At 52.9% G+C, this 16212-nt stretch carries 12 protein-coding genes; all 12 read right to left on the bottom strand.

All coding sequences use genetic code 11. The features are described from left to right. Positions 1-162: 162 nt before the first annotated feature. Positions 163-2190: an ATP-dependent zinc metalloprotease FtsH gene (gene ftsH / locus F456_RS0118240; RefSeq protein WP_018978493.1), complete on the bottom strand. Its 2028-nt coding sequence runs from the start codon at positions 2188-2190 to the stop codon at positions 163-165. Positions 2191-2392: 202 nt separating this feature from the next. Continuing rightward, positions 2393-2932, bottom strand: coding sequence for a hypoxanthine phosphoribosyltransferase (hpt, locus tag F456_RS0118235; RefSeq protein WP_018978492.1), 540 nt, complete (start codon positions 2930-2932; stop codon positions 2393-2395). 62 nt (positions 2933-2994) lie between these two features. Next, positions 2995-4422 carry a tRNA lysidine(34) synthetase TilS gene (gene tilS, locus F456_RS0118230; RefSeq protein WP_018978491.1) on the bottom strand — a complete coding sequence of 476 codons (1428 nt, stop codon included), beginning with the start codon at positions 4420-4422 and terminating at the stop codon, positions 2995-2997. Between the two features lie 38 nt (positions 4423-4460). Continuing rightward, a complete protein-coding gene (locus tag F456_RS22980) occupies positions 4461-5384 on the bottom strand; it encodes a protein kinase domain-containing protein (RefSeq protein WP_018978490.1) in 924 nt (307 codons plus the stop codon). Between the two features lie 223 nt (positions 5385-5607). Continuing rightward, entirely contained in the window at positions 5608-6168 is a 561-nt protein-coding gene (locus F456_RS0118210; protein WP_018978489.1) for a S1 domain-containing RNA-binding protein, read from the bottom strand. A gap of 126 nt (positions 6169-6294) precedes the next feature. Then, complete coding sequence (locus tag F456_RS22975) at positions 6295-6687, bottom strand: FtsB family cell division protein (protein ID WP_018978488.1); 393 nt, start codon at positions 6685-6687, stop codon at positions 6295-6297. Positions 6688-7005: 318 nt separating this feature from the next. After that, entirely contained in the window at positions 7006-7284 is a 279-nt protein-coding gene (locus tag F456_RS0118200) for an RNA-binding S4 domain-containing protein (RefSeq protein WP_018978487.1), read from the bottom strand. Between the two features lie 2 nt (positions 7285-7286). Further along, a complete protein-coding gene (locus F456_RS0118195) occupies positions 7287-7559 on the bottom strand; it encodes an HU family DNA-binding protein (RefSeq protein WP_018978486.1) in 273 nt (90 codons plus the stop codon). Positions 7560-7963: 404 nt separating this feature from the next. Further along, positions 7964-9442 carry a bifunctional methyltransferase/pyrophosphohydrolase YabN gene (gene yabN, locus F456_RS0118190; protein ID WP_018978485.1) on the bottom strand — a complete coding sequence of 493 codons (1479 nt, stop codon included), beginning with the start codon at positions 9440-9442 and terminating at the stop codon, positions 7964-7966. Positions 9443-9682: 240 nt separating this feature from the next. Continuing rightward, entirely contained in the window at positions 9683-11338 is a 1656-nt protein-coding gene (locus F456_RS0118185; protein WP_018978484.1) for a putative polysaccharide biosynthesis protein, read from the bottom strand. Positions 11339-11517: 179 nt separating this feature from the next. Continuing rightward, complete coding sequence (locus F456_RS22970; RefSeq protein ID WP_229675773.1) at positions 11518-12696, bottom strand: peptidylprolyl isomerase; 1179 nt, start codon at positions 12694-12696, stop codon at positions 11518-11520. Next, positions 12677-16210 carry a transcription-repair coupling factor gene (mfd, locus tag F456_RS0118175; protein ID WP_018978482.1) on the bottom strand — a complete coding sequence of 1178 codons (3534 nt, stop codon included), beginning with the start codon at positions 16208-16210 and terminating at the stop codon, positions 12677-12679. The genes F456_RS22970 and mfd overlap by 20 nt, the downstream gene beginning before the upstream one ends. Positions 16211-16212: the final 2 nt, after the last annotated feature.

The raw sequence follows: 16212 nt of genomic DNA, 5'->3' as shown, positions 1-16212 counted from the left end.
CGTCTTCTGCATTGTACCACTATCCACCGAAGTGAGCACTATCCAACCCCTACATACGAAAAGACCGGAAAACGAGTTCTCGTTTTCCGGTCTTGGCTGTGTCGAAGCTGGCTTGAAAAGAAACCTGTTACGATAGCAGCCGGCAGTTCTTAACGATCGAAATTACGATCGTGTCGGATCATTACCTTCATCTCCGCGTTTGTTCATCGGATCGTTTGGAATATCGCCGTCTTTGCCCAGATCTACGGGATCGGACTCTTTCAGACGTACATTCGTTTCGCCAATGCTGTCGAATGTCGGCTCTACTGTTGGCTCGGAGCTTGCGTCACTGTTTGTGATGGCGCCTTCCGGAGCTACAAGCGTACCGTATTCGATCAAGTTGCGGATCTGATCGAGTTCCAGGGTCTCGACTTCGAGCAGTGTGTTCGCGATCAGATGTACTTCTTTCGCATGATCGGTCAGAACTTGACGCGCTCTCTCATACGATTCGTTGATGAAACGCTGCATTTCCTGATCGATCTCATGCGCTACGGCATCACTGTAATTTGGCTCGTGTCCAAGATCGCGTCCCAGGAAGACCTGACCTTGACCAGTGCCGAACTGCATTGGACCGAGCTTCTCGCTCATGCCGTATTCCATAATCATGCTGCGAACAATACCGGTCGCCTGCTGGAAGTCGCTGTACGCGCCTGTACCGATTTCTCCGATAAACAGTTCCTCCGATACGCGTCCGCCGAGAAGGCCGGTTACGCGGTCAAGCAGTTCCTGCTTAGTCACAAGCATACGGTCTTCCTTCGGCATCATAATGACGTATCCGCCTGCGCGTCCACGCGGAATGATCGTAACTTTGTGTACCGTATCGGCATGTTCGAGGAAATAGCCGACGATCGTATGACCCGCCTCGTGGTAAGCCACGATCCGTTTCTCACGTTCGCTGATAACACGGCTCTTCTTCTCCGTACCGACAATTACACGGTCGATCGCTTCATCGATTTCATTCATCGAGATATCTTTGCGGTCGCGGCGAGCCGCGATCAAGGCCGCCTCATTCAGAAGGTTCTGCAGATCCGCACCGGAAAAGCCGGTGGTGCGTTTGGCGATCTTGTCGAGCTGAACATCCTTCGTCAGAGGCTTGTTACGTGCGTGAACGTGCAGAACCGCTTCGCGTCCCTTAACATCCGGACGATCCACCGTAATCTGACGGTCAAAACGTCCCGGACGCAGCAGAGCCGGGTCAAGCACATCCGCACGGTTCGTTGCCGCAATAATGATGATACCTTCGTTTTCGCCGAAACCGTCCATTTCGACGAGCAGCTGGTTGAGCGTCTGCTCGCGTTCGTCGTGTCCGCCGCCGAGGCCTGCGCCCCGCTGACGTCCTACGGCGTCGATTTCGTCGATAAAGATGATACAAGGAGCGCTTTTCTTCGCATTCTCGAACAAATCGCGAACTCGCGAAGCGCCGACACCGACGAACATTTCAACGAAGTCGGAACCCGAGATACTGAAGAACGCTACACCTGCTTCACCGGCTACTGCACGAGCAAGCAATGTTTTACCGGTACCCGGAGGACCTACAAGCAGTACGCCTTTAGGAATTCTTGCACCGAGTGCGGAGAACTTACGCGAATCTTTGAGGAACTCGACCACTTCGACCAATTCTTGCTTCTCTTCGTCCGCTCCCGCAACATCGTTGAAGGTGACTTTCTTCTTCTCTTCACTGTACAGTTTGGCTTTGCTCTTGCCAAAGTTCATCACTTTGCCGCCGCCACCCTGAGCCTGATTAAATAGGAAGAAGAACAGTACGAACATGAGGATCAGAGGAATGAACGAAGTGAACAGCGTAACCCAAATGCTCGGGCCCCGCATCGGTTCCCATGTCACCTGTACTTGGTTCGCTCGCATGGTATCCGTAAGATTGTTAACCACCTCTTCGGTGGATGGAATATACGTCGAGAACGTCTTCGGGCCGTCTTCCTCCAACGGCTCCTTATACGTACCGGTCACTAAGTAAGAATAGTTTTCGAACTGAAACGTGACTTTCTCCACGTTATTGCTCTCAACCTGTTGGACCAGTTCGTCGTATCTTGGAGCTTGGGCCGTATCCCGGCCGCCGTTCAAAAACTGAATGATGCCTACCACGACAAGAAAAAGGATTAAATAAAAGCCAGAATTCCGGATGAACCGATTCATCCCCAACCTCCTCTCAAGACACTGAATTTATTTTACCATAGTCGGTTCGCACATCACAAATTCAGACATGAAGCGGACTCCGGAACCAAAAGTCCGTGTCTGGGGTCTATCCACTATGCCGCATGCTCCGCTCGTCTGCCACTGTCGTTCTGACTTTCCGGAGGATCGTCGCTCAAGCAGCAGAACAGATACGAATGGAGTCTTAAGTCGTGTAGATCTCAGGCTTTAGAACTCCGATATACGGCAGGTTGCGGTAATGTTCGGCGTAATCCAGCCCATAACCGACAACGAAAGCGTCCGGCAGCACAAAGCCCGTGTAATCCGCTTCCATCTTTACCGAACGGCCCGAAGGCTTGTCAAACAGTGTGACAACCTTCACGCTGTTGGCATTACGATTTTTGAGCAGCTCAATCAGATGACTGAGTGTCAGTCCGCTGTCAATGATATCTTCTACGATCAGTACATCGCGCCCTTCTACCGTCGTATCCAAGTCCTTAATGATCTTAACGACACCGGAAGATTTGGTTGCCGCACCGTAACTCGATACCGCCATAAAGTCGAGTTCGATCGGTACGGTAATGCGTTTAACCAGATCCGCCATGAAAATAAATGCACCTTTCAGTACGCAGATTACAAGCGGATTGCGATCTGCATACTCGGTGCTGAGCTGCGCCCCCAGTTCCTTGATCTTGGCCTGTAATTCTTCTTCGCTAATGAGGACTTCTTGAATGTCATTTTGCAACGTGCATGACCCTCCCACTAATTATGATCTTAATCTTCTCTCTATCTTATAAACCAAAACCGTCAACAAAGAGCCCGATCTATCCGAATATATAGAATCTTCTCGCTCCGACGGTCTGCCCAGGCATGACCAGAGCGTCGAAGGCCTGCCACCCACAGGATACGTCCCTGCGCGTCACATACGACCGGCACAAGGCCACGCTCTGACGGAGCGATCTTTTCGTCGATCAGCAGATCTTTGACTTTCTTCGTGCCGGCTCCGCGCGGAAGCTCGATCCGGTCTCCCGGAAGACGAGAACGAACAGTCAGCGGATACTCGATCAGATCGGCGTCAAAAGCGGCCTCTCCGCGGCCCAAGGTCATTAGCACCTTCGGATCTGGGACTTCCCGCTCTTCCCTAAAGATCATTTCGAGACCTCCGAACTGCAGTGTACGGATCCCCGGCTCCCTGTCGATCGTCTCGGTACGGAGAACACCGGGATTTGGTCTGCCGAGACGGAAAAACGCACGATCGTATTCGCGCGTACACGTTCGGCCGTATCCAAGATCCAGTGTCCATGTCGAATCGCCTCGGGAAAGCAGACGATGACGGACAAGGTCCACCTTGGCGAAATCCGTTTCCTCTCCCGGCTCCGACAGGTAATTTAATATTAATTTAACGAGCCTGCGTTGTAAAGCGAAGGGAAGCAGAGAGAACTGCTCTGTATCAAGCTCAGTCTCTCTTTGGCTAATTCGACAGGTTTGCTTCAGAGCAATAAGGGTCTGCTCGTGCAAATAATCGTCTTCCGGTCCAAGCGTATCGGCCAAACGATTCAACGCGGCGCTCAACCTCCCATTATAGCTCTCCAAATGAGGGAAAGTTTCTAACCTCAACCGGTTACGGGTGTAATCGGTATGCGTATTGCTGCTGTCTGTTGCATAACTTACAGCATTATTCTGACAAAATGTAATCAATTCTTCTTTGCTGAAACTCAGCAGCGGACGAACAATCCGAATGCCTTCCCATTCTCGCACGCGGCGCATACCGGTCAGCCCACCGATCCCGCTGCCGCGCAGCAGGTGCATCATGACTGTCTCTGCCTGATCTCCAGCATGATGCGCCAGCGCAACTGCCGAAGCGTTATGACGTCGTGCGGTATCAAGCAAAAAGCGATATCGGAGTTCCCGGGCCGCCGCCTGCGTACCGAGTCCGGTCTCCCGCTTGTGGCCTCGAACATCGGGTTCTCCAAGCTCGAAAGGAAGTCCCAAGCGCTGCGCGGCCTCTTGTACCAACTTCGCCTCCTCCGCAGACTCCTGCGGACGCAGGCCATGGTTCACGTGCGCACAGACAAGGCGGAATCCCTGTCGTTCCGCCAACCCGTGCAGCAGATGCAGCATTGCCATGGAATCTGGGCCACCGGATACCGCTGCAACTACGGTTTCCTCCACCGTCCACATTCCATATTCAAGAACTTCTTCGCTTATTCTGTTCATCAATCCATCGCTGTTCATCCCAGGCCTCCATTCGTCTCACCGCCGCCTCTTCGCCCTTACAGCGAGAACGCCGCATACAGTACGGCTCCGAGCAGCAGCAGTGAGCTGCAAAATGCAGCTATGAGCAGCTTTGAGGCTCCTTTACGTCTATCGGCTGGGTAACGCCTGCAGAGCGCCTGCCACTGCATGTACGCCTCTTTGGACGTAGTGAAGCCGCCATACAGTGCACGCTTGAACCAAGGCTCAAACGTTTGCAGCGCAGGGATCTTTCCCGCCAGCTGTACAAGGTCTTCCGCACTGCGTGTCTGCGGCAGCAGAGAAGCGTCGAGCCGACGCAGACTGCGTTCGTCAAAGACGTGCAGGCAGAGTACGGCAAATGCAAATAAATCGTAACCGGGATCAGCCGTCCGACTGCCCGCATTCCAATACTTGCGATCATACCAGCCGCTGTACTGTTTAACGCTGCTTCCGACCGGACTGGCTCCCCCGTAATCGACCAACTCCACTTCGCCGCTTTCTTCAACCAGCACGTGGCAGGGCTTGAGATCACCAAATATAAAACCCGCACGGTGCAGTCCCGACAGCTTATCCAGCAGTTCAAGACCTGCAGGGCCGACCTGACGATAACCGTATTTGCGGATATAAGCATCAATCGGTATGCCGCGAACAAATTTCATCACGTAAAAAGGAATCGATCGTCCATTCGTTACGAATCGATCGGCATCAAGCAGGAATGAACGGCGAATCCCATTCTCCAATTCGCGCTTCTTCAGCTCCACCAGCATTTCAACTTCCGCTTTAAGCTCGGGCTTTTCCGGTCCTGCTTTCAGCGCAGCCTGCTGTCCGTTGGCGGTTCGGACAAGATATACGTTCCCATTTGCCCCCCGACCAATCAGTGATTGAATTTTGTATTGCCCGCCCTGGGAAGCTCCGGTTACAACCGTGCCCGGCGTAAATCCGGGTAAATCTGGTGCAGCCACCTGCCATCCCGTCCTTTCCGGTGCAATTCCGACGAAATTCCAAATCCGTCATTCGCAACCAGTGTATCACAACGTCCCTGACCGAACATCATTCTTGCGAAGTTCGGTCGAGGATGTTCTTTGTATTTATCGGAGGATGCAGGCCGTTTGCTGAAGGCTTCACGTACAAAGCAAAAAACCGCGAGCAGCTGAGCTGAGCCATTCGCGGTGTTTGAGGCTATAATTACGATCTTTTGGCGCCACGGCCTCCACGCTTGGATTCCGTGTTTTTCTTGATCGAAGAAATTCTTTCTTCGCTGTCCTTAAGGAAACGGGACAATTTATCATCGAACGTAGGCTTACCGAATGCGGGCTTGCCGAATGCAGGTTTACCGCCGCCAGGGGGTCTCGAAGGTCTGCCACCGCCGCTACCGCCGCGGTTGAATCCACCACCGCCGCCGCTACCGCCACCGCCACTAAACCGTTCGCCGCCGCCACTACCGCCGCTGCTAGGACCGCGGTCTTGTCTTGGTGGACGGGAAGATGGCGCAGGAGCAGAGCCGGCAGGCCGATCCACCGTTTGCTTGATGGACAATCCGATCTTGCCGTCTTTGTCGACGTTAATGACTTTAACTGTCACCATATCGCCAATCTTCAGGTGATCATTCACATCTTTTACATAGTTGTCAGCGATTTCCGAAATGTGAACGAGACCCGTGACACCTCCGGACAAATCCACAAATGCTCCAAAATGCGTGATGCCTGTCACTTTGCCCTCTAATTTGGTGCCCACTTCAATTGCCATAGAATAAAATGATCCTCCCTTAAAAATATACAGCCGAATCAGTCAAATTCGGGTCTGCGGTGATTTGATTATAACGGAAGCGCAATCCGCGGTCAACAAACAAAACCGCGCAAAACTGCATAAAAGCTACTGTCCTCCACCTTCTCCGGTAACCCGGATCGGGATCTCTTCCGGTTTGAACATATTGTACTCTTTACGAGCGATTTGCTGAATATATTCAGGATCCTGTAGACGCTTGATCTCTGCTTGAATTTCATTTAACTTCGTTTCGCTTCCCGCTTTGACCGCTTGCACTTCTTCCAAACGTGCGGTTTTTTCTGCAATAGCCGAAGATTGGCCGATTAACGTATATCCGGCCCACCCGAACAGAGAAATCATGAGGACGGCCCATAAACGGAGACGCTTCTTGCCGCTTTGCTGCCGATTCGAAGAAGTGCGCCGAACCTCGGTCCGGGTAGTCTTAGGTGATTGATCAGGATGCTGCCTATTCGGTTTGGTTGCTGCGGAAGTCGCTCTCATGGAACCCTCCTTCTCCGGCCTGCTGCCGGCTGTTATGTAAGTATGCAGGGACAAACTCCCCTTGAAAACGAAATCTGTAGACGCTTCAACTCTTTATCGGTAAGCAGGCCGACAAGATAAATAGAGCATCGGAACTATTATTGACGTGTAGGGACACAGTCAATAGTCTCTCTTACCTAACTTGTTCAGCTATCTTAAACATTAACACAAAAAAAGGCATTATGACGCGAAAAAATTAAATTTATGACAAAAAAGGCGCTTCCGTCGAAACGGAAACACCATAATTCGGCTGATGCGAGTCTTACAGCCAATCGGACGTTAGAAATTAAACCCATCTTCTCTCGGAAGAGGTTCTTCCTTCACAACGGTATACATGCCTGCAGCCTCGTCTTTGCGGGTCGTGTCGGCGATTCGTTCGACCCGAACGGTAACAAGCTTCTGGCCGAACTGTACAGTAATTTCGTCGCCGACTTTCACCGAAGCGCTTGGCTTGGCTTCGCGGCCGTTGATCAGAACACGGCCCTGCTCGGACACGTCCTTCGCTACAGTACGCCGCTTGATAAGCCTGGACACTTTCAGGAATTTATCGACACGCATGATTACTTAACCGCGTCTTTGAGTTTGTTGCCCGCTTTGAATGCAGGAACGCTAGACTCGGCAATAGTGATTGGCTCGCCGGTTTGCGGGTTACGACCAGTGCGGCCAGCACGCTTACGAGTTTCGAACGTACCGAAACCGATCAGCTGAACCTTATCTCCGCTTGCCAGAGCTTCGGTTACGCCGTCCATGAAACCGTTCAATACGGCTTCAACTTCTTTTTTGCCTACTCCACTTTTTTCTGCAATGCTGTTGATCAGTTCGGTTTTATTCATTAGTTTCATTCCTCCCGGGATTTTAAAATCGCGTTTTCTTGCTTCGGCTCCGGCTGCCGGGTAAAATCCGAGCAGGCCTCACCGAAAGCGAGACGCTGAATAATAATGATAAGCAGAGCACGAAATTGTCTGTGCTGCCGCGGTTATCCGTAATTGGAATCCTTCTTCGAAATCAAGGCTCCGGCAGGACCGAAATGTCCGGGCTTGCCGCTTATTCGAAGTCGGCTGCTTATAGCTCGTACGTCAACCTGCGCTGTATTCTCATATTCTGGATAATAACGCAGATTCCTCTTTCGCGAACGAACGTATGGCAAATTTTGTGTGCTCATGCAGTACGCCATGATCGCAAATATCGGCCCGACCTGGTCTTTTGCTGCGCGTTTGGTTTCGGAACAATCGGCTGTTTATTCTGCCGCCTTGGCTTCGTTCCAAAGGGCATCCATTTCCGCAAGCGTGCTGGTTTGCGGCGAGCTTCCTTTTTCGCGCAGCCTGTCTTCGATGTAGCGGAAACGGCGGCGGAACTTGTCATTGACAAGAGACAGCGCTTCTTCCGGATCGGCATTCAAGAATCGGGCCGCATTGACTGCGGAAAACAGAAGATCGCCCAGTTCGAGCTTAAGTGCCTCGGAGTCATCCCCCTCGGCCAATCCGGCACGGATCTCTTCCAGCTCTTCCTCGATTTTAGCCAGCACATCTTCAATCTTATCCCAGTCGAAGCCGGCTTTCGCTGCCTTCTTCTGCAGCTTGTACGCCTTCATAAGGGCAGGCAGATCTTTTGGAACGCCGTCCAACAGAGAAGCTTCGGACTTGGACTCTCCCTTGAGCTTTTTCTCTTCGGACTTCATGGCGTCCCAACTCTTCAGCGCTTCCTCGGCGTTGTCCGCAGACTTGTCGCCGAAGACGTGCGGATGACGGAAAATCAGCTTCTCGTTCAACCCGCGAATTACGTCGTAGACATTGAACGTGCCGACCTCCTCTTCCATACGGGAATGCAGCATGATCTGCAGCAGCAGGTCGCCCAGCTCTTCGCGCATATGGTCGGGATCGTCTTCATCGATCGTCTCCAGCACTTCATACGTTTCTTCGATCAAATTTTTGCGAATCGAAGCGTGTGTCTGCTCCATGTCCCATGGACAGCCGCCTGGACTGCGCAGAATTCCGACGATCTCGTGCAGCCTCGCAAAGCTGCCGGCTCGCAGAGAATCTTCTTCGCTCCGCGGTATGTAGACCAGCGACAGATTGCCGTAGCCTTCCAGCCGATCAATCTCGTATAGAGGAACCTTCACAATTTGCTCTTCTCCCTCTACTCCAAGCGCATGGCCTACAATAACTGGATGATCGTCGGGATAGACTTCCATCAATCCGAGTTTAACCTCGGAAGCGGTCAGCGAATCGTACACTTGACCGATCAGCGTATGCAGGGAAGGGCGAAGACTTTCCGCATTGACGTCCGAAGAATCCAAAAGCTGGAACCCTTCAATCGGATCGAAACCGAGTCGAACAAACGCCTGATCCAGGAAACTCTCCCCGCCCAGCACCTTCAGAGGAACTCCTGCTTCTGCTGCATACTCGCGCAGCAGAAGCACTGTCTTCTCAGCCACCATCGGATGACCCGGCAGAGCATAGATAAGTTCGCTTCCGGCCGCCAGCTCGATCAGCCTGCGGGCGATACTCTCGTATACATCGCCGAATGAACCGTTATCTTCGTACACGGAGTCGAACGATTCAAAAGATATTCCCTCTTCGGCGATGCGTTTCATAACCGGATGTTCCTGCGTTCGCACATAAATCCGGCTCGCTCCCTGAAGAATTTTCCATATGCCCAACGTCAGCTGATCGGGATCTCCCGAACCAAGCCCGACAACCGTAATTCCTGTACTCATTGCCGATTCCTCTCCTTCCGCTGCACCTCGCATTTTACCACTATATCACGGGTTTCGGTGAATTGCGAATCCCAAACACGCACATACGTTCCCGCATTCAAAAAAAGAAATTCAAACCTCTTCTTGATCCTGCAAGCTCAGCCCGATCGAAAAACATGATCGGTCCGCAGGATACTTGCCGAGTTTCTTCGCGCTACAAACGACAAGCCTGAAACAGCTGTTCGGCGTAGGCACCGCAGCCTAGACTTCGCGCCGCATACGCCGTGCCAGGGCAGTGAGTTTCGCACCGCCGGGAAGTGCGGACAGCTCCGCATCCGAGACCGCACGGGTATAGACGAGCGCGACGGCAAAGGCAATGACACCCGCAGCTACGCCGGTAACGCTCGTCAGCAGCGCACCTATACGGCCGCTGAGCCCGGCAGCGGACAGCAGCCCGCTGCACAGCAGGCTGGCTGCATAAGCAGCCAGCGCCGTCAGCCCAGCCAGCAGCAGGGGCTGAAGAATCGTACGGCTGACACGGCCGCGCAGCCCCGTCAGACGGGCGAGCAGCAGGACGCCGAACAGTGCGGCGGCCAGGTAAGATACGGCGCCGGCCAGCGCAGCGCCAGAAATGCCCATATGCGGAATCAGCAGTAGATTAAGCAACAGCTTCAATAAGGCTGAGACAAGCAGGAACAAGGCGGGGGCCCGGACCGCGCCCATTCCTTGAAGAAGCGAGGCTGAGACGATGCCCAGCGTGCCGCCTACAGCGGAAAAGGCGGTCCAACGCAGCGCAGTTGTTCCTTCGGTGTCCGCATACAGCATAATATTGACCGGAGCAGCCAGAACAGCCAGTCCGGCAGCGGCTGTCAGTCCAAGCATCCAGAGCCAGCGCAGCGCAACACTTGTCGACACAGCAATTCTTTCTTCTTCACCGCGTGCCTTCGCATCAGCTATTGCCGGCAGCAGCAGCATAGACAATGAGGTTGCCAGCATGAACACGATTTGCACGAGCGGAATACCTCGGTTATAGACACCGAACTGCTCCATCGAAGCCAAGTCATTCCAACCTGCATCTTGAAGAAGCCGCGGTACAGTCAGCGTATCGACCAATCCCAGCAGGGGTTGAGACAATGAACCGACGAATACAGGCAGGGCATAGATCAACAGCCGTTTAACCCAAACGCCCACAGTACGAACCTGCGGCCCCGATACCGCTTCAGCGCTCGCTCGAACTTCATCCGCAAAACCGAACTTTTTCGCCTTACGGATACGATTGTAGCGCCGCCAGAACAGCAGCATGACACTCAGACCGGCCAGACCACCGCCTAAGGAACCGAGCGCCGCTCCGGCCGCGATGCGTTCATCCGATGCGCCTGTCGCGTTCAATGTCAGCAGCAGCGCTACCATGAGGCCTACTCGAAGCACCTGTTCCGATATTTGCGATACGGCCGTAGGCAGTGCCTGCTGCAGACCTTGAAAGAAACCTCTTAGCGCAGCCATAGGCGGAACGACGAGCAGGGCGAGCGACACGGCTCGGATCGGCAGCAGCGTGTGCTCACTGCCGATCCAGTCAGACAACAGCGGTGCGCAGAACCACATGCCCAGCGCCATCAGAAGACCAGCGCCGCATGCGGTCAACATTCCTGCCCACAGTACGGTACGTACGCCTTTCTCGTCCGCACCGGCAGTACGTTCAGCTACATATTTTGAGATCGCAACCGGAAGGGCGGTCGTTACAAATACCGCTAGAAACGTATAGAACGAGTAAACAGTCGTGTAGATACCAAACACGCTGTCTCCACCGATATTTTGCAGCGGGATTTTCTGCAGCGTACCGATCAACTTGGATAAGATCGCTGCAAATCCGAGAATAAAAGCACCTCTCAACAATCCCGATGAAGCGGACGTTTTCAAACCGCGTCCTCCTTTCCCTACCCTTTTGGACCCAAAAAAATAGCGCGTGAAATCCGCGCTATTTCCTATCCGTCTATAATAAATGCCGGGCGCTCAGAATTCCAGAAATGGCCGGCTCGTCCGGTGCATATGCACACGAAACAAACCGGCCGTTTTTGCTTCTGTCGGATATTCTTGGCTTACTTGCCGTCTGTTGTCGTGTCGGTCGACGTGCCTGCATCACCAGATGCGTCAGGTGCCGCGCCTTGATCGGCTCCGTCTGTTCCTTCAGCCGGAGCATCTTCAGTTCCTTCGGCTGGTACGGTTTCTGTGCCTTCAGTCGGTGCAGTTTCCGTGCCTTCAGCTGCCGGCTCTTCATCAGCGGCAAACTCTTCCTTGCTCTTCGTGATACCTTCCAGTTCATTCTCCATGAAATCGTTCAGCTTGTTGGACGCAAGAGTCTGGCGAACCGACTCTTTCACTTCATCCGTCAGCGTGTCTGCTCTGTCCTCAACCTTGATGATGTGGTAACCATATTCCGTTTTAACCGGATCGCTCACTACACCAATTTCCTGTTCCAAGGCTGCTTTTTTGAAAGCTTCAACCCATTGATTGACCGAAGCATTTTCGTACAGTCCGCCGTTCGAAGCCGAACCCGGATCTTCCGAAACTTCCTCGGCAACTTTAGCAAAATCTTCGCCGCCATCAACTCTGGCCTTGGCTTCTTTAGCCAGCTTCAGCGTTTCGGCGTCGGTCCGTTCGTTGCCTTCCGGATCGGTGAAGTTGATCAAAATATGACGAACGTCCGCAGTGATATACGATTCTTTATTCGTATCGTATTCCTCCTGCACGTCTTCATCCGCTACTTGATTGGACATATAGTGTACAGCGGTCATAACCTGGGTCATGTAAGCCTTCAGATCCGCCTCAGTAATATTTTGCGCCTTCAGCAGCTCGTCCAGTTGGGCTTGATCGACCTGAGCCTTCAGCTGACTAATCTGCTCGTCCGCCATGCTGGCGCCTTCCTTCTTCTCTTCATCCGTTGCTTTGCCCTGCAGGTAGCTGTAAGCGATCTGCTGGTCCAGCATGGAATTCTTGATATCGCTCGAGTCCATCAACGACGCATAAGCAGGCTGCAGGAATTTCATAACGTTCAATTCGGTATTGAATTGATCCTCTGTAATCGTTCCCCCGTCATATGTGGCCAATACCTTGCTGTTGTCGGTCACTGCAGTGTTATCGGTTACTGCCGGCTCGTCGGTATTCACCGCTTGATTATCGGCTTTGTCGCCGCAGGCGGCCAGCACGGAAAAAGACAATACCGCAACTGCGCCGAGCGATGCCAATTTTCCCCATTTTTTATGATTTAACTGCATCATGAAGTTCTCCCTTCGATTTGAACGCTTCTTGGAGGGCTTCCAGAACCCGCTCGAGCATCTCGAGACGCTCGGATTCCGGCAGACTCTTACCCTTAATCGTAAACGCAAGAGGCGTGCCCTGCTTAAATTGTACACTGCTTTCGAATCGATTTCCAATTTGCGCAAGTTTGGCCGGTTCTGCCGCGTTTTCCTGACCTTCGTAGAAAGTAACGACGAAGTCGTCTCCCTTTCTGGAAATGCTCTCAATTCCGCAGTGTCGGCCGTAAATTTTGAAACGCGCGACCTGCATCAGACGCACAACCGCTTCCGGCAGTTCGCCGAACCGATCCAGCAGTTCGTCTTCCAATTCGAGGACTTCTTCGAATACAGTCGCTGCCGCAACCTTTTTATAAATCTCGATCTTCTGAATGCTGTCGTAGATATAATCCGAAGGCAGATAAGCATCAATCGACAGGTCGATCATTGTGCTCCAGTGCTTGTCTTCCGCCGGCGCTTCGCCCAGCATCGAAATTTTGCGCTTCTGAATTTCTTCGGCCAACATTTGCGAATACAGATCGAAGCCGACCGAAGCAATGAAGCCGGATTGTTCCGCTCCGAGCAAATTGCCCGCCCCGCGGATCGACAAGTCTCTCATTGCGATCTTGAAGCCGGAACCGAGTTCCGTGAACTCTTTGATCGACTGAAGGCGCTTCTCGGCAACTTCGGTCAGCACTTTGTCTTTTTGGTAAGAGAAATAAGCGTAAGCGATCCGGTTGGAACGGCCAACGCGACCACGCATCTGATACAGCTGCGACAGGCCCATCTTGTCCGCGTCATGCACAATCAAGGTGTTAACGTTCGGAATGTCTACGCCCGTCTCGATGATGCTCGTGCTAACCAGTACGTCCGATTCGCCTTCCAGGAAATCGAGAATGGTGCGCTCGAGCTCCTGCTCGCTCATCTGACCGTGTCCTACGCTGACGCGTGCATCCGGCACAAGATCCGCAATTTCCGCCGCTTTCTCGTGAATGCCCTGCACACGGTTGTACAGGTAATATACCTGTCCGCCGCGCGCCAGCTCGCGCTCGATCGCTTCGCGAACAAGTGTCGGGCTGTATTCGACAACATAAGTCTGTACCGGAAAGCGATTTTCCGGCGGTGTCTCGATAACCGACAAGTCACGAACGCCCAACATGGACATGTGCAGCGTACGCGGAATCGGAGTCGCAGTCAGCGTCAGCACGTCCACATTGGTCTTAAGACGCTTCAGCTTTTCCTTATGCGTCACGCCAAACCGCTGCTCTTCATCGACGATCAGCAGACCCAGATCTTTGAATACCAGATCCTGTGACAGGATGCGATGCGTACCGATAATGACGTCGATTGTACCCTGCTTAACACCCTTGATCGTTTCGTTCTGTTCCTTGCGCGAGCGGAAACGGCTGAGAACACCAATATTGAACGGATAACCTTCAAAACGCTCTTTGAATGTCTCGTAGTGCTGCTGCGCCAGAATCGTTGTCGGTACGAGAATAGCGACCTGTTTACCTTCAATCGCCGCCTTGAACGCCGCACGGATTGCAACTTCCGTTTTGCCGTAGCCAACGTCTCCACACAGCAGCCGATCCATTGGGCGGGTCATTTCCATGTCGCCCTTGATCTCTTCGATTGCTCGCAGCTGGTCGCGGGTTTCTTCGTAAGGGAACGTATTTTCAAATTCGTTCTGCTCCGGCGTATCTTTGTCGAAGCTGTAACCTGCGGAAGCTTGCCGCTCCGCATACAGCTTGATCAGGTCATCGGCGATATCCTGCACAGAAGACCGGACTTTGGTTTTGACTCTCGTCCACTCGTTGCCGCCCAGCTTGTATACTTTTGGCTCTTTGTCTTCGGCGCCGACATATTTCTGAATCAAATCGATCTGTTCAATTGGTACGGACAGCTTGTCTCCGCCGGCGTACATGATATGCATGTAATCTTTGTGGATGCCGCCGACTTCGAGCGTACCGATACCCAAGTATTTACCGATGCCGTGATTTTGATGCACGACATAATCGCCGACCTTCAGCTCGGTATAACTTTTAATACGTTCGGCATTGTCGATCTGCTTGGTAGAGCTGCTTTTGCGTACCTTGCGCTGCTTCTGGGCAAACAGTTCGCCTTCCGTAATGACGACGAGATGCGCAGAAGGAAGCTCGAAGCCTCCCTGCAGATGACCGTGCATAATTTCTGGCGTTTCAATCTCGTAGTCTTCCAATACCTGACGGATGCGATCAGCCCGTTCATTGTCGCCGGCCAGCATAATTACGCGCATGTTGGATTTTTTCCAGCGCTCCATCTCGGCTTTCAGCACATTCATTTGACCGTGGAAATCCTGCATGGTCCGGCTGACGACATTGACTACCTGCCCCGGATGCGTGCGAGGAATCTGGCGCACGAACAGCGACAGGAACAACGTCTGGAACGGACGTTGGTATACCGCCGAATCCCCTTCGAGCGCAAGCGGCAGATCCGGCAGGCTTTTTCCGCTCTGCAGCAGATGAATATTCCACTCCGCTTCGTCGCGTTCGAGCTGAGCAGCCGTATCGAGCAGGCGAGCAGGCTCGTCCATCAGCAGCAGCGTGTTCTCCGGCATATAGTCATACAGCGTGCGACGCTCAGGATAAATCAGCGACACGTACTTGTACATTTCCGGGAAATGGATCTGCTGACGCAGCATCTCGATCTCCCGGCCGATTTCCTGCTGCATGGCTGCCTTCGCTTTGCGGTCGGTCATACGTTCTAATTGTTTTTCTAATAGCGCCGCTGCATCATCGGCTGCTTTTTGCATCCGTTCACCGCTGGCTACAAGCTCACGGCTCGGCAGAATGCGAACGCTTTTGACTTTATCGATCGAACGCTGATCTTCCGGATCGAATGTACGGATTGAGTCGACCTCATCGTCGAACAGCTCTACCCGATAAGCAAGCGAGGAAGTCATTGGGAAAAAGTCGATGATTCCGCCGCGAACGCTCATCTCACCCCGCGTCTCTACACGTTCAACGCGCGTGTAACCGAGCTCGATCATACGAAGCAGGAACGATTCCAGATCCAGCGTTCCGCCCTCTTCCAGCGTAAACTGAGCCGATCGGATAGCATCCGGATCGGGCACGAATCTGCGCAGTCCGGAGAACGGAACGACAAGAACGCCCTTGAAACCGTCTGCACAGCGAGTCAGCACTTCGATTCGCTGGGCGATCGTTTCAGGGCTGGATATTGCGGATTCCGCCGCTACCAATTCATTGGCGGGATAAAATAGTACCTGACCTTCGGGAAGCGCTTCCTGAAGATCATCCGCAATCTTTTGTGCGGAAAAAATATTATGCGTAACGACAAGCAGCGGACGTTCCAACTCCTGATGCAGACCCGCCATCATTAATTGACGTGCCGAACCCGACAAGCCCGCGATCAGCTGCTCCTTCATCCCTGCTAAGACGGCGTCCTTGATGGAGACGAAGTCGTGATCCCGGGCAACTTCCTTGATAAGCGCGTTTAACAAAA

Origin of the sequence: Saccharibacillus kuerlensis DSM 22868 (assembly GCF_000378145.1) — a bacterium.
GTDB classification, from domain to species: Bacteria; Bacillota; Bacilli; order Paenibacillales; family Paenibacillaceae; genus Saccharibacillus; species Saccharibacillus kuerlensis.
Note: the sequence above shows the minus strand (reverse complement) of the source record. Positions and strands in the feature narration are given on the sequence as shown.

Bases quoted from the DNA above. Each gene is read 5' to 3' on its own strand.
- F456_RS0118200 (WP_018978487.1), bottom strand. From the start codon at position 7,284: ATGCGTGTCGATAAATTCCTGAAAGTGTCCAGGCTTATCAAGCGGCGT.
- F456_RS22975 (WP_018978488.1), bottom strand. From the start codon at position 6,687: ATGAGAGCGACTTCCGCAGCAACCAAACCGAATAGGCAGCATCCTGAT.
- F456_RS0118195 (WP_018978486.1), bottom strand. From the start codon at position 7,559: ATGAATAAAACCGAACTGATCAACAGCATTGCAGAAAAAAGTGGAGTA.
- F456_RS22970 (WP_229675773.1), bottom strand. From the start codon at position 12,696: ATGATGCAGTTAAATCATAAAAAATGGGGAAAATTGGCATCGCTCGGC.
- tilS (WP_018978491.1), bottom strand. From the start codon at position 4,422: ATGAACAGCGATGGATTGATGAACAGAATAAGCGAAGAAGTTCTTGAA.
- F456_RS0118210 (WP_018978489.1), bottom strand. From the start codon at position 6,168: ATGGCAATTGAAGTGGGCACCAAATTAGAGGGCAAAGTGACAGGCATC.
- yabN (WP_018978485.1), bottom strand. From the start codon at position 9,442: ATGAGTACAGGAATTACGGTTGTCGGGCTTGGTTCGGGAGATCCCGAT.
- ftsH (WP_018978493.1), bottom strand. From the start codon at position 2,190: ATGAATCGGTTCATCCGGAATTCTGGCTTTTATTTAATCCTTTTTCTT.